Below are 24,137 nucleotides of genomic sequence, written 5' to 3' on the forward strand. Positions count from 1 at the left end.
AGGGAAGTCAGCGGCTGAAAGCTTCCTAACATGACAAGACTACTTACCACCTTTAAACTTCAATCCGGAAACCTTTTAGTATGGATTGACGGCTAAAAACCGTTATTACTACAAAGTCACATCTAGTTTTTTATTCTAGTTGTGAAAATTTGGGTGGAACCACGTGTTTAATCAAACTCGTCCCTTTTCCTAGGGGGCGGGTTTTTTTATTTTTATCAAAAGAGTCTATCATGACGCTTAACTAATTTAAGGAGGAAGTAACAATGAGTGAGCTTATTAAAGTTTCGTTTCCAGATGGTGCTGTTAAGGAGTTTCCTAAGGGAACGACAACAGAAGATATAGCAGCATCCATTAGTTCAGGTTTGAAAAAGAAAGCCATTGCCGCAAAATTTAATGGTCAAATGTATGATCTTCGTCGTCCGCTTTTAGAAGATGGAGCCGTCGAAATTATTACTCAAGAACAACCGGAAGCGTTAGAAGTGCTTCGTCACAGTTCTGCCCACCTTATGGCCCAAGCATTAAAACGCTTATATCCAAGCGTGAAACTTGGTGTAGGACCAGTTATCGAGGGTGGATTCTACTACGATGTTGATATTGAGGAGTCCATTACTCCAGAAGACTTACCAAAGATTGAAAAGGAAATGGCGAAAATCATAAACGAAAACATCGAAATTATTCGTAAAGAAGTTTCTCGTGATGAAGCGGTTCAGCTGTTTAAGGAAATGGATGACGAATATAAATTAGAACTTATCGAAGCGATTCCGCAAGATGAGCAAGTGACGCTATATCAGCAGGCAGAATTTATTGACCTTTGCCGCGGCGTCCATGTTCCTTCAACAGGAAAGCTGAAGGAATTTAAATTGTTAAGCATTGCCGGTGCTTATTGGCGCGGAAACAGTGACAATAAAATGTTGCAGCGCATTTATGGAACAGCTTTCTTCAAGAAGGAAGATTTAGCTGAGCACCTCCGTCTACTTGAAGAGGCAAAAGAACGTGATCACCGAAAAATTGGTAAGGAACTTAACTTATTCACTAATAACCAGTTAGTAGGTCAGGGCTTGCCTGTTTGGTTACCAAAAGGAGCAACAATCCGCCGCACAATCGAACGATATATTGTCGATAAAGAAGTTCGTTTAGGATATGACCATGTCTATACACCAATCATGGGAAGTGTCGATCTATACAAAACTTCTGGTCACTGGGACCATTATCATGAAGATATGTTCCCGGTCATGGAAATGGATAATGAGCAACTGGTGTTACGTCCGATGAACTGTCCGCACCATATGATGGTTTATAAAAATGCTCCTCATAGTTATCGTGAATTGCCAATTCGGATTGCTGAGCTTGGAACAATGCATCGTTATGAAATGTCTGGAGCACTTTCCGGATTACAGCGTGTTCGTGGTATGACTCTGAATGACGCGCATATCTTTGTTCGCCCCGATCAAATTAAGGATGAATTCAAGCGAGTAGTAAATCTTGTTATGGAAGTGTACAAAGATTTCAACATTACTGATTATACTTTCCGTTTATCCTATCGCGATCCAGAAGATAAAGAGAAATACTTTGATGATGATGAGATGTGGAATAAGGCACAATCGATGCTGAAAGAAGCTATGGATGAAATGGGTGTTAATTACTTTGAGGCTGAAGGCGAGGCGGCTTTCTATGGTCCGAAGCTTGATGTTCAAGTAAAAACAGCTCTAGGCAAGGAAGAAACTTTATCAACTGTTCAATTGGACTTCTTATTGCCAGAACGATTTGATCTAACTTATATCGGAGAAGACGGCAAACACCATCGTCCTGTAGTTATTCACCGCGGCGTTGTTTCAACAATGGAACGCTTTGTTGCTTACTTGATTGAAGAATACAAAGGAGCTTTCCCAGCATGGTTAGCGCCTGTTCAAGTAAGAGTCATTCCGGTATCCCCAGATGCACACGCAGATTATGCGCGCGAAGTTTTAGAAGAATTGCAATCAAAAGGATTGCGTGTGGAACTGGATAGTCGCGATGAAAAAATCGGGTACAAAATTCGCGAAGCACAAATGCAAAAGATTCCATATATGCTTGTGTTAGGTGACAAGGAAGTTGAATCAAAATCGGTAAACGTCCGCAAATATGGTGAACAAAATTCCGATATCATTCCTTTAGCTGATTTTTCAGGAAAGCTTGCTGCTGAGGTATTACGCTAACAGTAAATTATTGTCAAATGTTATTTTTCTAAAATTCTATTGCATAACGTTGTATATTTTGATAATATTTAATTCGTTGTTACGGAAATTATTTATGTTTGACAATACATCGTTTTTTATGATATAGTTGCTAAGGTAATTGAATACAAGCGTTCGAATAAGAAGAAGCACCCGCTTCTCACCTGAATAGCGCCAATATAGGCAGTTAACAGGTTAAACGAAAACAACTTCTTTTAAATTTGTTTCGTAAAGTGTGGGTGTTATATGCATCCACACTTTTTTAATGTTTTTTTAGCGGGGAAATTATTCAAGTTGCTGTATTCGCTAAAATACCTTGGAGGTGTCTAACTATTAGTAAAGACATGATGTTGAATGAGGGAATTCGCGCTCGCGAAGTTCGTCTTATTGACCAAAATGGTGACCAATTGGGAATCAAGACAAAAACCGAAGCATTAGAAATTGCTGCTCGTGTCAATCTTGATGTTGTACTTGTTGCTCCAAATGCAAAACCGCCTGTAGCCCGGATTATGGATTATGGAAAGTTTAAATTTGAGCAACAAAAGAAAGAAAAAGAAGCGCGTAAAAATCAAAAGATCATCAATGTTAAAGAGGTTCGCCTTAGCCCAACGATTGATGAGCATGACTTTAACACTAAGCTTCGCAATGCAATTAAATTCTTAGAAAAAGGCGATAAAGTAAAAGCATCGATCCGTTTCAAAGGACGTGCGATTACACATAAGGAAATCGGTCAACGTGTGCTAGACCGTTTCTCTGCTGCTTGTGTTGAAGTAGCAACTGTTGAGTCCCCACCAAAAATGGATGGTCGCAGTATGTTCTTAATGTTAGCACCGAAAATCGATAAGCAATAAGGAGGATACCATAATGCCTAAAATGAAAACTCACCGTGGCGCTGCAAAGCGTTTCAAAAGAACTGGATCTGGTAAATTAAAGCGTAGCCATGCTTATAGAAGCCATATGTTCGCAAACAAATCTCAAAAACAAAAACGTCACCTTCGTAAAGCTACATTAGTTTCTAGCGGTGACTACAAACGCATTCGTTTCTTATTAGTAAACATTTAAGCCATCTATGGTTATGGAAATATAGGAGGGAAAACACATGCCACGTGTAAAAGGCGGTACAGTTACTCGCAGACGTCGTAAAAAAGTCATTAAATTAGCAAAAGGTTATTTCGGTTCAAAACATACATTATATAAAGTTGCCAATCAACAAGTAATGAAATCTTTAATGTATGCATTCCGCGACCGTCGCCAAAAGAAGCGCGACTTCCGCAAACTTTGGGTTACTCGTATCAACGCAGCAGCTCGCATGAACGGTCTTTCTTACAGCCGTTTAATGCACGGTTTAAAGCTTGCTGGTATCGAAGTAAACCGCAAAATGCTTTCTGAATTAGCAATCAGCGACGCTGCTGCATTCACTGAATTAGCAAACGCTGCTAAAGCTCAATTAAACCAGTAATCTTTACTAGCCATTCTCGGATTTCGGGAGTGGCTTTTTATCTTTTAGGAGAGGTGTATAGTCGATGGAGATTTGGACATGGCTAATCGTGCTTTTTATTAACATCTATGGCTTTATTCTAATGGGCTTTGATAAAAGCCGCGCACAAAAAGGTGGGTGGCGTATAAGTGAACGAGCACTCTGGATTACAGCGATTTGTTTCGGAGCAATCGGAACGACCATCGGAATGAATGCTTTCAGACATAAAACAAAACACTCTTCGTTTCGGATTGGTTTTCCCTTATTAGCAGTAATTCAGGTGGTCTTAATTTACCTATATTTAAAATAATTGTCATAACAACTAGTCCGATTTTATATGCTTTAGAAGGCATAAATTAGAAGGCGGTGTGAGCAGAATGGACGAACAACTTACAATGGTGTTTGTGTTTGTGAAGTCAGTTGGATATTTAGCCCCATTAGCCTTTATCTTCTTTCATATCGTCAGGCAATTTTTATTCTTGCCAGTGGCCATTGTTTGCATCGCTGGCGGAGTCATCTTTGGGACCGTACTAGGTACCATATATTCGTTAATCGGATTAATGCTCGTTAGTTTGGCCTTTTATTTTGTGATTAATAAAATGCCTAAAACGTATGAGAAACTCTCGCGCATCAAAATCAAATGGTTTGGTGAATATCGTAATTTAACAGTTGGACAGATTGCTATTTTACGGTTAATTCCTTTTATTCATTTTCATTTAATGAACTTTTGTTTAATGCAGCGCAAAAAGAACTTTAAAGAATATGCAAGGGGCTCCTTCTATTCCAATCTACCACTGGCATTCTTTTATACGATCTTTGGTCAGTTTATTAGTCGATTTACCCCGACGATTATTGCCATCATTTTATTTGCTCTAACCGTACTCGTCTATTTATTAAGAGAGAAAATAGCCGTCATTCGTTGGAAGGAATTTTTTAAAAAGGCTTCAACCTCATAAATAAAAAAATGGTTATCCAATGTCAAAAGGATAACCATTTTCTATTATTCTTTGTTGAGTAAATCTTTGATTGGACTTTTCCAATCAATTTTCGCATTAGGATATTGGTCCTGAACCTTCTTTTCGATATATCGAAAATCAGACTTCGTTAAGCCCATTAAAGCTCCCGAATCTTTTGGGAAAATAAATATCGAGACTACCTCAAACGAATCAGTTGTTGCACCTAAGTATTTTTCTCCTTCAAAAAGTACCCCTTTGTAAGTGAGAAGGAAATTTTTACGGACATTCGCCTTATCATCAAAATAATAATAGCTTTTTTGTTCATGTGCTAACTCAAGCTTCCTTTTTGGATTAATGATATATTTTATTAGGTAATAAACCAAAAATAAAATTAACGCAAATAACAAGGTACGAAGAAACCACATCTTTTATTCCTCCAAAAATATCACTTTTCTTGCTATACGGTTAAACCTTAAAAAGGTTTCAACTTTTGCTATAATCTTTTTTAAAGGAGTGGTAAAAATGCAATTAGTAAAGCTTTATGAGATGCAAAAGAGTTTAGACTCCCATATTGAAAGTAATCACCAGCTAGAAAATGAGAATTTAATTGAAAAAAAAATTCTCGCCTTATTAGTTGAAGTAGGTGAACTAGCCAATGAAACACGCTGCTTTAAATTTTGGAGTCTCAAGCCACCGGCACGAAGAGAAAAGATTTTAGAAGAATTTGTCGATGGAGTTCATTTTATTCTATCCCTGGGGTTGGAATGTGGGTTTGAACAATACCAATTAAATCTGGAAAGCAAGCATTTGCAGGACTTAACCCAGCAATTTTTGACTGTGTTTTCGGCAATAAATCTTTTTAAAGAAGGACAATCATTTGAGAATTATCAAAAGTTGTTCTCTGCGTATCTTTCTTTAGCAGAACTACTTGGTTTAAGTTATCAAGATATCGAACAAGCATACATTTTGAAAAATGAAGTAAATTATGAAAGGCAACAAACAGGATATTAGTGTGAAAATTTGTGCATTTTGCTAAGTCTTTTTGTATAATAAATCATGAATACATATTAAGGGAGTCGAATCAATGACGAAATTAGATGAAACACTAACCATGCTCAAGGATTTAACCGATGCAAAGGGTATTCCTGGAAATGAAAGAGAACCTCGTGAGGTCATGAAAAAATACATCGAGCCTTTTGCGGACGAGGTAACGTCTGACCATTTAGGCAGTTTAATTGCCAAAAAGGTTGGTAAACAAGGCGGGCCAAAAATCATGGTTGCCGGGCACTTAGATGAAGTCGGTTTCATGATTACTCAAATCGATGACAAAGGTTTCTTGAAATTTCAAACTGTTGGTGGCTGGTGGTCACAGGTAATGCTGGCACAACGGGTTACGATTGTCACAAACAAAGGCGATGTAACTGGTGTTATTGGGTCCAAACCACCGCATATCTTATCAGCTGAAGCGCGCAAAAAGCCAGTTGAAATTAAGGATATGTTCATTGATATCGGTGCGTCAAGCCGTGAGGAAGCATTGGAATGGGGCGTTCGTCCAGGTGATATGGTCGTTCCTTACTTCGAGTTTACGGTGATGAACAATGAAAAAATGCTACTTGCTAAGGCTTGGGACAACCGCATTGGATGTGCGATTGCCATTGATGTCCTAAAACAATTAAAGGGTGTTGACCATCCAAACGTTGTTTATGGAGTAGGAACGGTACAAGAAGAGGTTGGTTTAAGAGGAGCAAGAACTTCAGCCAATGCTGTCGAGCCAGACATCGGCTTTGGTGTTGACGTCGGTATCGCGGGAGACACCCCGGGAATCTCTGAAAAAGAAGCAATGAGCAAAATGGGTAAGGGTCCACAAATCTTATTATATGATGCTTCAATGGTTTCCCATAAAGGTTTACGTGATTTTGTTACAGGTGTTGCTGATGAGTTAGGAATTCCATATCAATTTGATGTGATTGCAGGTGGCGGAACAGATGCTGGTTCCATTCATTTAGCTCATAAAGGTTCGCCTTCATTAGCCATCACAGTGGCCACACGTTATATTCACTCACATGCAGCCATGCTTCACCGTGATGACTATGAAAATGCGGTTAAATTAATTGTTGAAGTAACCAAACGCTTAGATCAAGAAACTGTGGATAAAATTACTTACGAATAATAAAAAAAGAAACTCCGGATTGGTTCTGGAGTTTCTTTTTTTGTCATATTTATTTTAACCCTTGTTGTAACGTTTGTAGCATTTCTTGTCGTTCATCTTCAGTAGAATTATTCCAGATTATTTCAAATAGTACCCCTAGACCAGGAAGCATTTTTTCTTCCCCGGTTTGAATGGCGTCCACAATGGTATCTCTTAATTGATCTTGCGTGTTTCCTTGAACGTTATGAACAATCGCATTTCGCAAATTTAAATTCATCAAGTCCCACTCCTTTTCTGTATTACTTACATAAGTTTTTCCATTATTACTTTTAATATGTATCAAAGAAAGATATAATATTAAAATTGAACAGGTCAATTAAAGGAGCGAATCTCGTGAAGTATATTCACTCTTCGAAAAATCCACAGGTTAAGCAGTGGAAAAAACTACATACAAAGAAAGAACGGGAAAGCACAGGTACCTTTTTAATTGAAGGTTTTCATCTGTTAGAAGAAGCATTAAAAGTTAAAGGTATGGTGCAAGAAATTATTGTTTCCGAAGAAGTAATGATTCCCCATCGAATGAACTATGGTGCCATCCCCGTGACACAAATTAATAAGGAAGTTGTCAAGGAGTTGGCGGAAACGGAAACCTCCCAAGGGATTTTTGCGGTATGTGTCCAACCGAAGTATAGTGATGTGGATGGACAGAGCTTTTTACTCCTCGATGCAGTTCAAGATCCAGGCAATCTCGGAACGATTATTCGTACCGCTGATGCTGCAGGTATTGATATGATTATCGTCGGAACTGGAAGCGTTGATATTTACAATTCAAAGGTTCTCCGTTCCGCTCAAGGTAGCCATTTTCACTTGCCTATTTTAAGGGGCGACCTTTTTGAATGGGTCAATAAATTAAGAGCTGAGTCTGTTTCGATTTTTGGTACCGCTTTGGAAAATGCAACCACCTTTACCGAAGTGAAACCTGCAGGGAAATTTGCCATCATTGTCGGAAATGAAGGAAATGGGATAAACCCAGAACTATTAGCTAGAACGGATCAAAATCTCTTTATTCCGATTTATGGAAAAAGTGAATCTTTAAACGTAGCCGTTGCTGCTGGAATATTGCTATATTATTTTAAAAATAGGTAAGAACAATTTGAAACGAAACGCATTTTATAATATAATAATTTGCAAAACTGCATGATCAAAAAACATTGACGGAGAAAAGTAGCTTGTACCTAACTTTTAGGGAGAAGATGCCTTGACTGAAAGCATCTTTATGGAAAGGGTAAGTGAAGTTCACCTCCAGAGTTGGCACCGGGACCACTTTAATGTGTAAAGGTGCACCCGGCTAAGCCGTTATCTTCAACGAAGTGAATGTATACATATTTGTACACATTTATAAGGGTGGTACCGCGAATTGAACCTCGTCCCTTTTTGGGGATAGAGGTTTTTTTATTTTTCAAAAATCATGCAAGATTTTTAATTTTAAAGGAGGAAAAATCAAATGCAAGATCGTTTAAAAGAATTGCAAACGGAAGCGCTGAATTTAATTGAAGCGGCTACTGACCTTAAGGCATTGAATGATGTTCGTGTTGCTTACTTAGGGAAAAAAGGGCCGATTACTGAAGTATTAAGAGGAATGGGCAAGATTTCTGAGGAAGAAAGACCGAAAATGGGAGCACTGGTTAACGAAGTCCGTGAAATCATTGCATCTAAAATTTCCGAAAAACAAGCTGATTTAGAAACAGTTGTGATTAATGCCAAACTTGCTTCTGAAAAAATCGACGTTACCCTACCAGGACGTCCAGTTCGCCAAGGCAACCGTCATCCATTAACCAAGATCATTGAAGAAATTGAAGATTTGTTTATTGGGATGGGCTATCAAATTGCCGAAGGACCAGAAGTAGAAAAGGATTACTACAATTTCGAAGCGCTGAACTTACCGAAAGGTCACCCGGCAAGAGATATGCAGGACTCCTTCTATATTTCAGAAGAAATCTTATTGCGTACCCATACATCTCCAGTTCAAGCAAGAACGATGGAAAAAAATGAAGGCAAAGGGCCAATCAAGATTATTTGTCCTGGAAAGGTGTACCGCCGCGATAACGATGATGCGACACACTCTCATCAGTTTATGCAAATTGAAGGCTTAGTCGTCGGCGAAAACATTCGCATGAGTGACCTTAAAGGGACATTAGAATTGTTCGTGAAAAAAATCTTTGGAGAAGACCGTAAAATTCGTTTACGCCCAAGCTTTTTCCCATTCACGGAGCCTTCAGTTGAATTAGATATTTCTTGTAAAATCTGTGGCGGGGATGGCTGTAACGTATGTAAGAAAACCGGCTGGATTGAAATTCTTGGCGCAGGAATGGTTCATCCAAACGTGTTGGAAATGGCTGGCTACGACTCTAAGAAATACACTGGATTCGCCTTCGGTATGGGACCAGAGCGGATTGCAATGTTGAAATATGGTGTTGATGATATCCGTCATTTCTATACAAATGATGTGCGTTTCTTAAAGCAATTTTCGGTTCAAGAGTAAATAAGGGAGGGTATAAACATGTTTGTTTCATATAAATGGCTTCAGGATTATGTTGATTTAACTGGGATTTCGCCGACTGAATTAGCCGAAAGAATTACGAAGAGTGGGATTGAGGTCGAGGGTGTCAAAATTTTAAATGAAGGAATGAGCGGTGTCGTTGTCGGTCATGTATTAGAGCGGGAACAGCACCCGAATGCTGATAAATTGAGCAAGTGCTTAGTTGATATTGGCGGGGAAACACCTGTACAGATTATTTGCGGTGCGAAAAACGTTGCTCAAGGTCAAAAGGTTGCGGTAGCGACTGTAGGAGCTGTTTTACCCGGAAATTTCAAAATTAAAAAGGCAAAGCTTCGTGGTGAAGAATCAAATGGAATGATTTGCTCACTTCAGGAGCTCGGAATTGAAGGCAAATTAGTAGCAAAAGAATACTCTGAAGGTATTTTCGTTTTCCCTGCTGATGCAGAGGTTGGAGTAGATGCATTGACACTCTTGAATCGTGACGATCAAGTTCTTGAATTAAGCATTACACCTAATCGTGCAGATGCATTAAGTATGTTAGGGGTAGCTTATGAAGTGGCAGCTATTCTTGGGAGAGATGTTAAACTTCCGGAAACGACCCTGACCCTAGCCCAGGAAAAAGCGTCCGATTATATTTCGATTACAGTGGATGCTAAAGAAGATAACCCGCTATACGTCGGGAAAGTGATTAAGAATGTCAAGATTGGCCCAGCGCCACTTTGGATGCAAGCGCGATTAATGGCAGCAGGGATTCGTCCTCATAATAATGTGGTCGATATTACAAACTACATCCTATTAGAATACGGACAGCCATTACATGCATTTGATTATGATAAATTAGGTTCAAAAGAAATTATAGTTCGTTTAGCACATGAAGGTGAAATCATTGAAACGCTTGATGATGTTAAACGAACATTAGCAAGTGATGAATTGGTTATTACGAACGGTCAAGAACCGGTTGCCTTAGCAGGTGTCATGGGTGGAGCGAATTCTGAGGTTTCATCTGACACTACGACGGTATTACTAGAGTCAGCTTATTTCAAGGGGACTACGATTCGCAAAGCGTCTAAGGTTCATGGGTTACGCAGCGAAGCAAGTGCTCGTTTTGAAAAAGGTGTTGACCCTAATCGGGTTCGTGCCGCTGCTGAACGTGCTGCTTATTTAATGGAATTGTATGCTGGCGGAGAAGTTTTGCAAGGATCAGTAGAAGCGGACCATATGGACATTCAGCCAGCGGTTGTTTCAACATCTTTAGATAAAATCAATCTAGTCATTGGGACCAATTTAGAAGTTAAAACAGTGGAAGATATTTTTGATCGTTTGCAATTTGAGGTTGAAACGGATAATGAGGTATTCAAAGTAACCGTACCAACTCGCCGTGGCGATATTTCGATTGAAGAAGATTTAGTCGAAGAGGTAGCTCGCTTATACGGCTATGATAACATTCCTTCTACCTTACCAATTGGGGAAGCCACTCCTGGAAGATTGTCAGACTACCAAGCTAAGCGCAGAAGGGTTCGGAGTTATTTAGAATCTGCTGGCCTTTTTCAAGCGGTTACTTATTCATTAACAAGTGAAGATAAGGCAGCCCAATTTGCGTTAGAGAAACGTGAGCCAATTCGTTTAGCGATGCCGATGAGCGAAGAACGAAGCCAGCTGCGTTTAAGTATTGTACCTGGATTATTAGATATTTTAAAATATAATGCGGCCAGACAAAATGATAGTACCGGAGTCTATGAAGCGGGTGCTGTTTTCTTAGCAAACGAAGGGGATATTCTTCCTGAGGAGCAGGAACATCTGGCAATTGCTTTAACAGGACTTTGGCATACTCATTTATGGCAGGGAGAGAAAAAGCCAGTTGATTTCTATGTTGTAAAGGGAATTCTAGAAGGTTTATTTGCTAAGCTAGGATTAGCGGATCGTGTGGAATATCGCCAGGCTGCTCCTCAAGGTATGCATCCAGGACGAACAGCAGAAGTAGCATTGGATGGCAAGGTAATTGGGTTTGTCGGCCAGCTTCATCCACAGGTTCAAAAGGATAAAGACTTAAAAGACACCTATGTTTGTGAATTGAATCTAAGGGATATATTGACTGCTGACCAAGAGCCGTTAAAATATCAAGCAATTCCAAGGTATCCATCTATCACCAGAGATATCGCCCTAGTAGTGGAGAAGGATAAATCTGCGAATGAATTGAAGAGTGTCATTCAGGAAGCGGGCGGAGCACTTCTAAAAGAAATCAGCATATTCGATCTCTACGAAGGTGACCGCCTAGAGCCAGGCAAAAAATCAATTGCGTTCTCATTAAAATACCTAGATCCAGAACGTACCTTAACCGACGAAGACGTCACCAAAGCCCATCAACAAGTACTAAACGCCCTCGAGCAAAAAACTGGCGCCGTACTAAGAGCATAACCAAACAAACCCTTTAGCACTTTAAAGCACAGCGGGACAGTCCCGCTGTGCTTTAACGCGTTAAAGGGTGTGTGTGTCTTAAGTTGTGGCTTTTCACTGTTTTGGTGTTCGTGGTATGATAGTGTGTAGGATTCTTTTTTTTGATAGGGGTGTAGGATTTGGCAGATTCGAGAAAGGTACGTACGACGGTTGATATATATGGGCAGCAATATGCCATCGTTGGAACAGAAAGTGCTAGTCACATTCGGTTAGTTGCTTCGATGGTTGATGATAAAATGCGTGAAATTGGTTCTAAGAATCCTTCACTTGATGTTAGTAGATTAGCAGTATTAACCGCTTTAAATGCAATGAACGATTTTGTTAAGCTTAAGGATCAAGTCGAGAAGCTTGAGGCGGAATTATCTAAAGTAAAGGAATGATTCCATATGCTCAATATCGTCATTCTTGTCATTTTTTTAATCGGATTTTTTGTTGGTTTGAAAAGAGGACTTATATTACAGTTTATCCATTTAGTAGGATTTTTTGTGTCTTTTATTATAGCGGCAACCTACTATGATGATCTCGCTCCAAAGCTGACCTTATGGGTCCCATATCCTGATTTCGGAACGGAAACCGCACTACATGCAATTTTTAACGGTGACCATTTTGAGGATGCCTATTACCGAGCGATTGCTTTCGCCATTATCTTTTTTTCGGTGAAAATTTTCCTCCAAATCATTGGAACGATGCTAGATTTTATCGCCCATATTCCGATTCTAAAACAGCTGAATATTTGGGCTGGCGGAATTTTAGGTCTTGTTGAGGCTTATTTATTGGTCTTTATTATTTTATATATTGCGGCACTGCTTCCAATTGATTTTATCCAAGCACCGATAAAGGATTCATCAATTGCCCAGTCTGTTATCAAAAATACACCTATCTTTTCGAAACAAATTAAGGAACTATGGTTTGACTACATTGCTAGTAGGGGCTGAGTCTGATAGGTTCAGCTCCTTTATTTGTTTGAAACACCATCGTCCCATTACTCAGTGATAAAAATAAAACATTCATTTAAATCACATAATGATTAGTAAGCAAACAGAGTAAATCATAATTTGGACTAGGATTTTTCCAACAATTTTATTTGTACGAAACCAATTCCATTCTTCGTCGTATATAAAAGAAGGAATATCCGTACATATCAAAAAATGATGAACATCAGCGTACCGATTTAATAGATAAGGGGTGTTACCTCCATGCATCAAAGAGTTCTAAAGGTTTTGGAATTTGATAAAATTAAAGAGCAAATCTACGCATTTGTCTCTTCAACCCTTGGACAGGAAAAAGTAAATAAGTTAAGCCCGTCAACTGATTATCAAGAAGTCATAAAGCTACAGGAAGAAACTGATGAAGCCGCGACAGTGTTTCGATTAAAAGGAAATGTGCCATTGTCGGGTATTTTTAATATACGTCCTCATGTAAAACGGTCAGCAATCGGCGGAATATTAAGTCCTCAGGAACTAATGCAAGTAGCAAGCACCGTACGGGTCAGCCGCCAAATGAAACGGTTTGTAGAAGACATGATAGCCGACGCTGTCGAATTGCCAATCTTAAGTCAATATGTGAATAAAATGATGGTCTTAGCCGAACTGGAAGAAAAAATTCGAAATGCCATAGATGAAGGAGGCGAGGTTCTAGACAGCGCGAGTGATACTTTGCGTAACCTTCGCCAACAAATGCGCGTGGGCGAGTCTCGTGTTCGAGAAAAACTTGAAAGCATGATTCGTTCCTCCAACGCACAAAAGATGTTGTCAGATTCGCTGATCACAATTCGTAATGATCGCTACGTTATTCCGGTCAAACAAGAATACCGTGGCCATTATGGCGGAATTATACACGATCAAAGCTCATCAGGTGCAACGCTATTTATCGAACCACAAGCGATCGTCCAATTGAACAACCAGCTTCAAGAAATCAGAGTGAAGGAACAGCTCGAAATTGAACGAATTCTAGCTGAACTCTCAGCGTTCGTTGCCCAGTTTGAGCAAGAACTGTTAACCATTGTCTATGTTTTAGGCGAATTGGATTTTATGTTTGCCAAGGCTCGATATGCTCATAAAATAAAAGCCTCTAAGCCGGCCATCAATCAAGATGGTAGAATCACTTTATATAAAGCGCGCCATCCATTGATTCCCAAGGATGAAGTTGTCGCAAATGATGTGATGCTAGGCAAAGATTTCACGACCATCGTCATTACCGGACCAAACACAGGTGGAAAAACCGTTACATTAAAAACGGTAGGGCTCTGTGTTCTGATGGCCCAAGCTGGCTTACAAATACCAGCATTAGATGGTTCAGAAGTGGCCGTTTTCGACTCGGTTTTTGCCGATATCGGTGACGAACAGTCAATTGAACAAAGCTTAAGTACTTTCTCCTCCCATATGGTGAATATTGTTGATATTCTAAAAAAGGTCGACTTTAATAGCCTAGTTTTGTTTGATGAATTAGGTGCAGGGACCGACCCGCAAGAGGGGGCGGCCCTTGCAATCTCAATATTAGATGAAGTAATAAAAAGTGGAGCACGGGTAATCGCAACGACTCACTATCCGGAATTAAAGGCATATGGCTACAATCGACCTGGAGTTGTCAATGCCAGCGTTGAATTTGACATTGAGACTTTAAGTCCAACCTACAAGCTCCTTATAGGTGTCCCGGGAAGAAGTAATGCTTTTGAAATTTCTAAGCGGTTAGGACTTGGTGACCGTGTGATTGACAATGCCCGTAAGCAAATTAGTGCAGACACGAATCAAATTGAAAATATGATTGCTTCATTAGAAACAAGTAGGCGCGAGGCTGAACATGATCGTCTTGAGGCAAATGAACTATTAAAGAATGCCGAAAAGCTTCATAAAGACCTACAAAATCAAATGATAGCCTTCTATGAACAGAAGGATACCATGTATGAGAAGGCTCAAGAAAAAGCGGTTGAAATTGTTGACAAGGCAAAAGGTGAAGCTGAACACATTATCAGAGAACTGCGCAAACTGAGAATAGAAAAAAATGCCGAAGTAAAAGAGCATGAACTAATTGAAGCTAGAAAACGTCTCGATGAAGCCACACCAACAGTGAAAAAATCGTCTGCAACACTGAAAACGAAAAAGAAAACCCATAGCTTAACACCTGGAGATGAAGTAAAAGTTCTGACATTCGGTCAAATGGGAACCATTATCGAGCAATCCTCCGATAAAGAATGGGTTGTGCAAATTGGAATTTTAAAAATGAAAGTTAACGAAAAGGATCTTGAATATACGAGTACACCTAAGCGAAAAGAAGTGAAGCCAATGGCCATCGTCAAAGGTAAGGACTTCCACGTTGGCTTAGAGCTCGACCTCCGTGGTGAACGTTTTGAAGATGCGTTAATGCGTGTAGAAAAATATATCGATGATGCTTTATTGGCTGGCTATCCAAGAGTTTCGATTATTCATGGAAAAGGGACCGGAGCATTAAGACAAGGAGTAACCGAATATTTAAGGAATCACCGTTCCGTAAAAAGAACCCGATTTGGTGATGCGGGCGAAGGTGGTATAGGTGTTACCATTGTTGAATTTAAATAAGCGAGGGAGGCTCACTTTTAAATGAATAGTGGATTTTGGGAAAATGTGTTTGTGAGTACCGCAGCCTATTATAGTGTCGTCATCCTTTGTATGATCGTCTTTTTAGCTATTTTTGAGCTAGTCACGAAGTATAAAAATTGGGAAGAAATTAAAAACGGTAATCTGGCGGTTGCGATGGCAACTGGAGGAAAAATATTTGGTGTTGCTAATATTTTTCGTTTCTCCATTATGCAGCATGATAATCTTTTTACCGTCATTAGTTGGGGAGTATTTGGGTTTTTTCTATTATTAGTTGGTTATTTTATTTTTGAATTTTTAACTCCTAAATTTAATGTGGATAAAGAAATAGAAAAGGATAACCGCGCGGTTGGGTTTATTGCACTGGTCATCTCAGTTGGTCTTTCCTACGTCATCGGTGCAGGAATCCTGTAAGGAGCGAACAAAGTGGAAACATTAGCAAAAGTACTAATTGGTTTATGTGCTGGTTTTTTATTAATTGGGGTCATCTATTTAGTGTTTTTTGCCTAAAGAGGAAACTACCTAGTTCGACTAGGTAGTTTTTTTGTGATTGTTTATACCAATATCCTGTATTATAATAAAAGTGGTTATCTATAATTTGAATTTTTAGAAAAATCAAAAAGGAGGTTCGCCGATGCATGTAGAAAAGCCCTGGCTCAAGACTTATCCCGATGAAATACCCCATACGCTATCCTATCCTTCCCAGCCATTACAACAATACTTAATCAATGCGGCCAAAGAATATCCCGACAAGACTGCTATTCATTTTATGGGTAAAGAAATGACCTTCTATGAATTGCATGAAAAAGCTACAAATCTCGCTTCATATTTACAACAATTAGGAATAACAAAAGGTGATCGGGTGGCGATCATGCTACCGAATACGCCACAAGCGGTGATTAGTTATTTCGGTGCTTTATTAGCTGGCGCCGTTGTTGTCATGACAAACCCGCTCTATATGGAGAGAGAACTTGAGTATCAAATGAATGATTCCGATTCAAAGATTATCATCACACTCGACATATTATTTCCTCGGTTATCGAAGGTGATTCATAAGACAAACCTGCAACATGTCATTGTAACCGCTATCAAAGAGGCGCTTCCGTTTCCCAAAAACCTAATTTATCCATTTATTCAAAAGAAACAATATGGCATTGTTGTTAACGTGAAACACGAGGGCAACAATCATTTATTAACAGAAATCCTCAAACAACCTGCCAAAGAACTTAAGAGATATGAGTTTGATTTTGAAGAAGATCTTGCCTTATTGCAATATACAGGTGGAACGACTGGTTTTCCAAAAGGGGTTATGTTAACTCATAAAAACTTAGTTGCCAATGCCACGATGTGTAAAGCCTGGATGTACAAATGCAAACCAGGGCAAGAAAAAATTTTAGGAATCCTGCCATTATTCCATGTTTATGGGATGACAACGGTCTTACTGTTAGCGGTTATGGATGGCAATGAAATGATTCTTTTACCAAAGTTTGATGCAGAAACAACCCTAAAAACCATTCATAAAGAAAAACCAACTTTATTCCCAGGAGCACCAACTATTTATATCGGTCTGTTAAATTACCCTGATATAAAAAAATATGATTTATCTTCAATCGATTCCTGTCTCTCTGGCTCAGCACCATTACCTGTAGAAGTGCAGCAAAATTTTGAAACAGCAACAGGTGGAAAATTAGTTGAAGGGTATGGTTTAACAGAATCGTCTCCTGTAACCCATGCAAACTTTTTATGGGACAGACCAAGGGTTAAAGGTAGTATCGGAGTGCCGTGGCCCGACACAGATGCGGCGATATTTTCCATTGAAACAGGGGAGCCATTACCACCAGGTGAAATTGGCGAAGTTGCCATACGCGGTCCACAAGTAATGAAGGGCTATTGGAATAAGCCGGAGGAAACGGCGCAAACCTTACGAAACGATTGGTTATTAACGGGAGATTTAGGTTATATGGACGAAGAAGGTTATTTCTTTATTGTTGACCGAAAAAAAGATATGATTATTGCAGGCGGATTTAATATTTATCCGCGTGAAATTGAAGAGGTATTATATGAACATCCCGATATCCAAGAGGTTGTTGCCGCCGGAGTACCAGATGCTTATCGCGGAGAAACTGTTAAGGCATATATTGTTTTAAAAGAAGGATCGACTCTCACAGAGGATGAACTAGATAAGTTTGTTAGAAAACAATTAGCAGCCTATAAAGTCCCGCGAATCTATGAATTTAGAAAAGAATTGCCCAAAACAGCAGTTGGGAAAATTCTTAGAAGAGCTTTAGTGGATGAAGAAAAGAAAAAACTAGAAGAGTTGACCAATCAAACGTAATGGACTATTTTTAGAGTCGATTTTTGACTCTTTATTTTTCAGATAAGGCTTGTCCATTATACAAGAATAATTTTTTCAGATTATTGACATTAATCAGGTTACTTACTATGATAGAAATATGAATGATTATTCATTCATATTTCTATCATCGTTAGTGACCTCTTTTTTGGAGTGGAATAAATGAAAAAAAACAAACCAAAATATATGCAAATTATCGATGCTGCCGTAGTAGTCATTGCAGAAAATGGCTACCATGCTGCGCAAGTATCAAAGATTGCCAAACAGGCAGGTGTCGCCGATGGGACCATTTATCTTTATTTTAAAAATAAGGAAGATATTCTAATATCACTATTTCAAGAAAAAATGGGCACATTCGTAGAAAAAATTCAGCAAAAAATTGCAGGAAAAGACAGCGCAGTAGAGAAATTATTAATGTTGGTCGAATCACATTTTCAACTTCTTTCGGAAAATCACCACCTTGCAATTGTCACACAACTGGAACTTCGACAGTCAAATAAGGAACTTCGTTTAAAAATCAATGATGTTTTAAAAGATTATTTACAGGTTGTTGACCAAATATTAGTAGAAGGTAAAGAAAATGGTGAATTTATTCCAACACTAGATACAAGACTGGCCAGGCAAATGATTTTTGGAACGATGGATGAAACCATCACTTCCTGGGTGATGAACGAGCAGCGTTATGATTTGTTAGCCCTTGCACCGGCTGTCCATCAGCTTCTTATTAATGGCTGTGGCCATAGGTAATAACCATGTTTCATAAAGGAGGATTTGAATTGGAATATTTAAAATGGTCGTTTGAAGACAGGATTGCCACCATTACTATCAACCGACCTCCGGCAAACGCTCTTTCTTCAGGGCTTTTAAAGGAGTTATCAGCTGTATTAGATGAAATTGAACCAAATGAGGAAATCCGCGTCATCGTCATTCATGGTGAAGGCAGATTTTTCTCAGCTGGGGCAGACATTAAGGAATTTACCGAAGTGAAGTCTGAAGAGGAATTTTCAAAACTGGGCGAATACGGACAAAATATATTTGAACGCATGGAAAAGTTTCCAAAACCAATTATTGCCTCCATTCATGGTGCTGCACTAGGTGGCGGTCTCGAATTGGCAATGGCTTGCCATTTCCGTTTAGTCTCTGAAAATGCTAAACTAGGTTTACCGGAGCTTCAGCTTGGTTTAGTTCCTGGTTTCGCAGGATCACAGCGGCTTCCGAAATATGTAGGTGTTGCCCGTGCTGCAGAAATGTTGTTTACGAGCGACCCGATATCTGGGACCGAAGCAGTTCAATACGGACTAGCTAATCATGCTTACCCGGATGCTGAGGTTTTGGAAAACGCTTACAAGATTGCTAGAAAAATAGCCAAGAAGAGTCCAGTATCCATTCGGGCTGCCATTGAACTTCTTAATTACGCCAAGACTTCTGAATTCTATGCTGGTGTGAAACAAGAGGCATTACTTTTTGGTAAAGTATTTGGCTCCGAGGATGGGCAAGAAGGAATTGCTGCATTCCTAGAAAAAAGAGAACCACAATTTAAAGGGAAATAATTTTATTGAAAATTATCTCAATCTTTTGAACTGACGAATTTTTCAGGAGGGGAAACAATGAACATCTACGTTTTAATGAAAAGAACTTTTGACACTGAAGAAAAAATCACCATCTCTGGCGGAAAAATCAATGAAGATGGTGCTGAGTTCATCATCAACCCTTACGATGAGTATGCGGTAGAAGAAGCGATTAGAGTACGCGACGCTCATGGCGGTGAAGTGACAGTCATTTCCGTTGGTGGCGAGGATGCTGAAAAGCAACTAAGAACGGCCCTTGCGATGGGGGCGGATAAAGCGGTCCTAATTAACACTGAAGATGATATAGATTACGGTGACCAATTCACCACTTCAAAAATCATTTCCGAATACTTAAAAGATAAAAATGCTGATTTAATTTTAGCCGGAAATGTTGCTATCGATGGCGGTTCTGGGCAGGTAGGACCTCGTGTTGCTGAATTGTTAAACATTCCTTATGTCACAACGATTACAAATCTTGAAATCGATGGAAAAAATGTAAAAATCGTTCGCGATGTTGAGGGCGACTCTGAAGTAATCGAATCAACTTTACCGTTGCTTGTAACGGCACAACAAGGCTTAAACGAGCCACGTTATCCGTCTTTACCTGGAATCATGAAAGCAAAGAAAAAGCCACTCGATGAGCTTGAACTTGATGATTTAGATTTGGAAGAAGACGATGTTGAAGCGAAAACCAAAACAATTGAAATCTACTTACCAGCCCAAAAGGAAGCTGGAAAAATTCTAAGCGGTGATCTTAATGATCAAGTGAAGGAATTAGTCCACCTTCTACACACGGAAGCGAAAGTAGTTTAATACTCACATATTTTGTATTCACAGGAGGTTTAACAAATGGCGAGAAAAGTTTTAGTATTAGGTGAAGTTCGTGATGGTTCTCTACGGAACGTTTCCTTTGAAGCAGTGGCTGCTGGAAAAACGGTAGCTGAAGGCGGAGAAGTTGTAGGTGTGTTAATCGGCGGGTCAGTTAACTCTTTAGCTAGTGAATTAATCCAATATGGCGCAGACCGAGTTGTCGTTGTTGAAAACGACAAATTAACATCTTATACATCAGATGGTTTCTCACAAGCGTTATTAGCTGTGATAGATTCAGAAAAGCCTGAAGGACTCATTTTAGGTCATACTGCACTTGGTAAAGACCTTGCTCCAAAAATTGCAGCAAAACTACAAGTTGGTCTTGTTTCTGATGCGACTGCAATTGAAGTGGCTGGTGGTAATGTTGTGTTTACCCGACCAATCTATTCCGGCAAAGCGTTTGAAAAGAAAATCTTTACAGATAACTTTATTTTTGCGACCGTTCGTCCGAACAATATCGGTGTTCTTGCAAAGGATGAGTCCAGAAACGGGGAAGTTTCTTCTGTATCTGTCAATGTAAAAGACTTACGCACCATTATTAAGGAAGTAGTTCGAAAAGCAACAGAAGGTGTTGATTTATCAGAAGCAAAGGTCGTTGTTGCTGGTGGGCGTGGTGTAAAGAGCGAAGATGGTTTCGAACCATTAAAAGAACTTGCTAATGTTCTTGGCGGTGCGGTAGGAGCATCTCGTGGTGCATGTGACGCGGAATATTGCGATTATTCTTTACAAATCGGTCAAACAGGTAAAGTGGTAACTCCTGATCTATATATCGCTTGCGGTATCTCAGGTGCAATTCAACATTTAGCAGGTATGTCGAACTCGAAGGTCATTGTGGCGATCAATAAAGATCCAGAAGCAAACATCTTCAAAGTAGCAGACTACGGAATCGTCGGAGATCTATTCGAAGTCGTTCCTATGCTAACAGAAGAGTTTAAGAAATTAAAGGTAAATGCGTAATTATGAAAATGGCTGACATGTGTCGGCCATTTTTTTGTGGAGGTTGGGGAATTGATTCTCAATCTTGATGGTTAAAGCGAAGTTCGAAATCAATCAGGGGTTTTGGTTCCTAAACTCTCGTTGTGAAGTGAGGTTTGGGAATCAATTTGAGGATTTGATTCTTAAACTTTTGATATGTAGTAAGGTTTGGGAATAAATATGACGATTTGATTCCTAAACTTTTGTTATGGAGTGCGGTTTGGGAATCAAACCGGGGTTTTGATTCCCAATCCTTCATTATGTAGTGAGGTTTGGGAATCAAATTGGGGTTTTGATTCCCAAAGTCGTCGGCAGTAGAGGAGTTTGGGAATCACATCGTCAAAGTCATTCCCAAACCCGCAGCCACCAGGAAAGTTTGAGAATCCCCATGCCCAAAAACAGTGAATAGGAACTACCACAAAGGGAAATTTATATAAGGAGCAAATTAATAGCAAGAATGGAGTCATAGTGATATACTGACGGTAGATTTACCAGTAATAATTAGGAGGCAAATTGAGTATGGCTATTGTAAATGTAACTGATCAAAACTTCGCTACTGAAACTAGCTCAGGAGTGGTTTTAGTAGATTTTTGGGCACCTTGGTGTGGTCCTTGTAAAATGATTGCTCCAGTTCTTGAAGAACTTGATGCAGAATTAGGCGAAAAGGTGAAAATTGTTAAGCTTGATGTGGATGACAATCAAGAGACAGCTGCTCAATTTGGAGTAATGAGCATCCCGACCTTAATGGTTTTCAAAGACGGTCAACAAGTTGATAAGACTCTTGGTTTCCAACCAAAAGAATCATTAGAAAACCTACTTAAAAAACATCTTTAATCTTCCAAAAAGCCTCAGTCCAACTGGGGCTTTTTTCATTTAAAAATTTTCACACCAAGGTTATAATGAAAAAGAATATAAAAAAAGGTGTGGTCAGTCTTATGAATGAAACCATTAAAAATAAACTAACATTACTACCTGACCAGCCTGGCTGTTATCTAATGAAGGACCGCCAAGGAACAGTCATCTACGTTGGAAAGGCGAAAATTTTAAAAAATCGTGTTCGATCCTATTTCACTGGCTCACATGATGGAAAAACATTAAGGCTAGTCAGTGAAATTGAGGATTTTGAGTATATTGTAACTTCGTCCAATATTGAAGCACTTCTCCTGGAAATTAATCTAATTAAAAAACATGACCCAAAATACAATGTGATGCTAAAGGATGATAAAACATATCCGTTTATTAAACTTACATCCGAGCGCCATCCACGGCTCATCACAACGAGACAAGTCAAAAAAGATAAAGGAAAGTATTTTGGACCATATCCAAATGTCCAAGCAGCCAATGAGACAAAAAAGCTCCTCGACCGCATTTACCCATTAAGAAAATGCTCTACCCTACCCGATCGGGTTTGCTTGTATTATCACATGGGACAATGCCTAGCACCTTGCATTCACGATATTAGCGAGCAGCAATACAAGGAATTAACCGACGAAATCACCCGATTTTTAAACGGAGGTTATAAAGAAATAAAAAAAGACCTCACTGAAAAAATGACAGCTGCCGCTGAAGAACTAGATTTTGAACGGGCCAAAGAGTTTCGTGATAAAATTGCCCACATCGAAGCGACAATGGAGAAACAAAAAATTACGATGACCGATTTCACTGATCGTGATGTATTCGGTTACGCGGTTGATAAAGGTTGGATGTGTGTCCAGGTATTCTTCGTCCGCCAAGGAAAACTGATTGAGCGTGATGTGTCGCTTTTCCCAATCTATAATGAACCGGAAGAAGAAATACTTAGTTTTCTTGGCCAATTTTACACAAAAGCGAATCATTTTAAGCCTAAGGAAATTCTTATATCTGAAAAAATAGACTCAAGCATTCTTGAGCAGTTGCTTGAAGTAAAGGTTTTAAAACCGCAAAAAGGATCCAAGAAGGAACTTGTTAAATTAGCGGAAAAGAATGCGAACATTGCCTTAAAGGAAAAATTCTCCCTAATTGAAAAGGATGAAGACCGAACAATCAAGGCAGTTGAAAATCTCGGAAGAGCGATGGGAATCTATACACCGCACCGAATTGAAGCGTTTGATAATTCGAATATCCAAGGGACTAATCCGGTGTCAGCCATGGTTGTGTTTATAGATGGAAAACCCTATAAAAAGGAATATCGAAAATATAAAATTAAATCGGTGCAAGGTCCAGACGATTATGAATCCATGCGTGAGGTGACAAGACGTCGTTATACAAGAGTTCTCCAAGAAAACCTCCCACTACCGGATTTAATTATTATTGATGGTGGTAAAGGGCATATTGAAGCAGTTCGCGAGATCCTCGAAAATGAGCTTGGATTAGATATTCCGCTGGCTGGACTTGCAAAAGATGATAAACACAGAACGTCTCAGCTATTATATGGAAGTCCTTTAGAGGTGGTCCCTTTAAGCAGGACGAGTCAGGAATTCTACCTATTACAACGAATTCAAGATGAGGTCCACCGTTTTGCGATTACATTTCATCGGCAAATTCGAGGTAAAGGGGCGTTTCAATCGCTTCTTGATGAGATTGAAGGAATAGGCGAAAAGCGGAAAAAGGCCCTTCTTAAGCACTTTGGCTCAGTGAAAAAAATGAAGGAAGCCAAAGTGGAGGATTTTACAGAGATCGGCATTCCAACTAATGTTGCCACGGAATTAATAAAGAGGCTGCAAGAATAATGGTTGTCGACAAAAATGGGCTGTGATATAATAAGTGATAATTTAATTAAACACTTTATTAAAGTGGGTAGAGGTGCGAGCCTTAAGAGTAAAAGTTTGGAGAAGATTGAGCTTCTGAGAAAAACTTTGAAAGGAATGTTCGCCGAAGTAAAGAAAGACTCATTACTTTCTTTGCTGGTCTGTGCGTTTAAGAAATGCCAGATTGTCAAGATGAACATAACATCTTGGAGCGCTATCTCAAATTGTTTATTTTCGTATATTTTTACGTCTATAAAAGCAATG

At 39.3% G+C, this 24,137-nt stretch carries 24 protein-coding genes, 1 riboswitch and 3 other annotated features (1 of these 28 cut by a window edge); of the genes, 22 read left to right on the plus strand and 2 right to left on the minus strand.

Annotated elements, in window-relative coordinates; translation table 11 throughout:
* Positions 1 to 188, plus strand: a binding site (T-box leader) (it extends 49 nt beyond the left edge of the window).
* A 75-nt stretch (positions 189 to 263) separates the two neighbouring features.
* The 6 genes from thrS to ACX9YW_RS10775 all read left to right on the plus strand — a co-directional run bounded on the left by thrS (position 264) and on the right by ACX9YW_RS10775 (position 4,646).
* On the plus strand, positions 264 to 2,195 hold the full coding sequence (gene thrS / locus ACX9YW_RS10750) for a threonine--tRNA ligase (protein WP_460346131.1): 1,932 nt from the start codon (positions 264 to 266) through the stop codon (positions 2,193 to 2,195).
* 153 nt (positions 2,196 to 2,348) lie between these two features.
* Positions 2,349 to 2,483: a sequence feature (ribosomal protein L20 leader region), on the plus strand.
* 74 nt (positions 2,484 to 2,557) lie between these two features.
* Complete coding sequence (infC, locus tag ACX9YW_RS10755) at positions 2,558 to 3,064, plus strand: translation initiation factor IF-3 (protein ID WP_460346133.1); 507 nt, start codon at positions 2,558 to 2,560, stop codon at positions 3,062 to 3,064.
* A gap of 13 nt (positions 3,065 to 3,077) precedes the next feature.
* Positions 3,078 to 3,275: a 50S ribosomal protein L35 gene (gene rpmI, locus ACX9YW_RS10760; RefSeq protein WP_460346135.1), complete on the plus strand. Its 198-nt coding sequence runs from the start codon at positions 3,078 to 3,080 to the stop codon at positions 3,273 to 3,275.
* 37 nt (positions 3,276 to 3,312) lie between these two features.
* Positions 3,313 to 3,672 carry a 50S ribosomal protein L20 gene (gene rplT / locus ACX9YW_RS10765; RefSeq protein WP_460346137.1) on the plus strand — a complete coding sequence of 120 codons (360 nt, stop codon included), beginning with the start codon at positions 3,313 to 3,315 and terminating at the stop codon, positions 3,670 to 3,672.
* A 64-nt stretch (positions 3,673 to 3,736) separates the two neighbouring features.
* Positions 3,737 to 4,000, plus strand: a complete 264-nt coding sequence (locus tag ACX9YW_RS10770; RefSeq protein ID WP_460346139.1) for a DUF1294 domain-containing protein — start codon at positions 3,737 to 3,739, stop codon at positions 3,998 to 4,000.
* Positions 4,001 to 4,067: 67 nt separating this feature from the next.
* On the plus strand, positions 4,068 to 4,646 hold the full coding sequence (locus ACX9YW_RS10775; RefSeq protein ID WP_460346141.1) for a TVP38/TMEM64 family protein: 579 nt from the start codon (positions 4,068 to 4,070) through the stop codon (positions 4,644 to 4,646).
* A 44-nt stretch (positions 4,647 to 4,690) separates the two neighbouring features.
* Here the strand turns inward: ACX9YW_RS10775 and ACX9YW_RS10780 are convergent, their stop codons facing one another.
* Positions 4,691 to 5,071: a sigma-w pathway protein ysdB gene (locus ACX9YW_RS10780; protein WP_460346143.1), complete on the minus strand. Its 381-nt coding sequence runs from the start codon at positions 5,069 to 5,071 to the stop codon at positions 4,691 to 4,693.
* Positions 5,072 to 5,168: 97 nt separating this feature from the next.
* Here ACX9YW_RS10780 and ACX9YW_RS10785 point away from each other — a divergent pair, with 97 nt between their 5' ends.
* Both ACX9YW_RS10785 and ACX9YW_RS10790 read left to right on the plus strand, forming a co-directional pair.
* The gene (locus tag ACX9YW_RS10785) at positions 5,169 to 5,657 is read left to right on the plus strand and encodes a dUTP diphosphatase (protein WP_460346145.1); all 489 of its coding nucleotides are present in this window, start codon (positions 5,169 to 5,171) and stop codon (positions 5,655 to 5,657) included.
* A gap of 73 nt (positions 5,658 to 5,730) precedes the next feature.
* On the plus strand, positions 5,731 to 6,816 hold the full coding sequence (locus ACX9YW_RS10790) for a M42 family metallopeptidase (RefSeq protein WP_460346147.1): 1,086 nt from the start codon (positions 5,731 to 5,733) through the stop codon (positions 6,814 to 6,816).
* 49 nt (positions 6,817 to 6,865) lie between these two features.
* Here ACX9YW_RS10790 and sspI read toward each other — a convergent pair whose 3' ends face one another.
* Entirely contained in the window at positions 6,866 to 7,072 is a 207-nt protein-coding gene (sspI, locus tag ACX9YW_RS10795) for a small acid-soluble spore protein SspI (protein WP_460346149.1), read from the minus strand.
* Positions 7,073 to 7,188: 116 nt separating this feature from the next.
* On the opposite strand from sspI, the gene ACX9YW_RS10800 reads away from it, so the two are divergent.
* From ACX9YW_RS10800 to uvrC, 14 genes are all read left to right on the plus strand, one after another.
* On the plus strand, positions 7,189 to 7,941 hold the full coding sequence (locus ACX9YW_RS10800; RefSeq protein ID WP_460346151.1) for a TrmH family RNA methyltransferase: 753 nt from the start codon (positions 7,189 to 7,191) through the stop codon (positions 7,939 to 7,941).
* 56 nt (positions 7,942 to 7,997) lie between these two features.
* Positions 7,998 to 8,230, plus strand: a binding site (T-box leader).
* 69 nt (positions 8,231 to 8,299) lie between these two features.
* Positions 8,300 to 9,337, plus strand: coding sequence for a phenylalanine--tRNA ligase subunit alpha (pheS, locus tag ACX9YW_RS10805; protein ID WP_460346153.1), 1,038 nt, complete (start codon positions 8,300 to 8,302; stop codon positions 9,335 to 9,337).
* An 18-nt stretch (positions 9,338 to 9,355) separates the two neighbouring features.
* A complete protein-coding gene (gene pheT, locus ACX9YW_RS10810; RefSeq protein WP_460346155.1) occupies positions 9,356 to 11,770 on the plus strand; it encodes a phenylalanine--tRNA ligase subunit beta in 2,415 nt (804 codons plus the stop codon).
* A gap of 158 nt (positions 11,771 to 11,928) precedes the next feature.
* Positions 11,929 to 12,189: a cell division protein ZapA gene (gene zapA / locus ACX9YW_RS10815; RefSeq protein ID WP_460346157.1), complete on the plus strand. Its 261-nt coding sequence runs from the start codon at positions 11,929 to 11,931 to the stop codon at positions 12,187 to 12,189.
* A 6-nt stretch (positions 12,190 to 12,195) separates the two neighbouring features.
* Positions 12,196 to 12,744, plus strand: coding sequence for a CvpA family protein (locus ACX9YW_RS10820; RefSeq protein ID WP_460346159.1), 549 nt, complete (start codon positions 12,196 to 12,198; stop codon positions 12,742 to 12,744).
* Between the two features lie 261 nt (positions 12,745 to 13,005).
* Entirely contained in the window at positions 13,006 to 15,363 is a 2,358-nt protein-coding gene (locus tag ACX9YW_RS10825; protein WP_460346161.1) for an endonuclease MutS2, read from the plus strand.
* A 21-nt stretch (positions 15,364 to 15,384) separates the two neighbouring features.
* Entirely contained in the window at positions 15,385 to 15,795 is a 411-nt protein-coding gene (locus ACX9YW_RS10830) for a DUF350 domain-containing protein (protein WP_460346163.1), read from the plus strand.
* Positions 15,796 to 16,015: 220 nt separating this feature from the next.
* On the plus strand, positions 16,016 to 17,716 hold the full coding sequence (locus tag ACX9YW_RS10835; protein WP_460346165.1) for a long-chain-fatty-acid--CoA ligase: 1,701 nt from the start codon (positions 16,016 to 16,018) through the stop codon (positions 17,714 to 17,716).
* Between the two features lie 180 nt (positions 17,717 to 17,896).
* Positions 17,897 to 18,481, plus strand: coding sequence for a fatty acid metabolism transcriptional regulator FadR (gene fadR, locus ACX9YW_RS10840; protein WP_460346167.1), 585 nt, complete (start codon positions 17,897 to 17,899; stop codon positions 18,479 to 18,481).
* Between the two features lie 29 nt (positions 18,482 to 18,510).
* Positions 18,511 to 19,284, plus strand: coding sequence for an enoyl-CoA hydratase (locus ACX9YW_RS10845; RefSeq protein ID WP_460346169.1), 774 nt, complete (start codon positions 18,511 to 18,513; stop codon positions 19,282 to 19,284).
* 57 nt (positions 19,285 to 19,341) lie between these two features.
* On the plus strand, positions 19,342 to 20,115 hold the full coding sequence (locus ACX9YW_RS10850) for an electron transfer flavoprotein subunit beta/FixA family protein (protein WP_460346171.1): 774 nt from the start codon (positions 19,342 to 19,344) through the stop codon (positions 20,113 to 20,115).
* 36 nt (positions 20,116 to 20,151) lie between these two features.
* Complete coding sequence (locus ACX9YW_RS10855) at positions 20,152 to 21,129, plus strand: electron transfer flavoprotein subunit alpha/FixB family protein (RefSeq protein WP_460346173.1); 978 nt, start codon at positions 20,152 to 20,154, stop codon at positions 21,127 to 21,129.
* Between the two features lie 537 nt (positions 21,130 to 21,666).
* Complete coding sequence (gene trxA, locus ACX9YW_RS10860) at positions 21,667 to 21,981, plus strand: thioredoxin (RefSeq protein ID WP_460346175.1); 315 nt, start codon at positions 21,667 to 21,669, stop codon at positions 21,979 to 21,981.
* A 101-nt stretch (positions 21,982 to 22,082) separates the two neighbouring features.
* The gene (gene uvrC, locus ACX9YW_RS10865; RefSeq protein WP_460346177.1) at positions 22,083 to 23,855 is read left to right on the plus strand and encodes an excinuclease ABC subunit UvrC; all 1,773 of its coding nucleotides are present in this window, start codon (positions 22,083 to 22,085) and stop codon (positions 23,853 to 23,855) included.
* A 60-nt stretch (positions 23,856 to 23,915) separates the two neighbouring features.
* Positions 23,916 to 24,098: riboswitch (Lysine riboswitch) on the plus strand.
* Positions 24,099 to 24,137 lie beyond the last annotated feature (39 nt).

The organism is Pseudoneobacillus rhizolycopersici, from assembly GCF_054786815.1.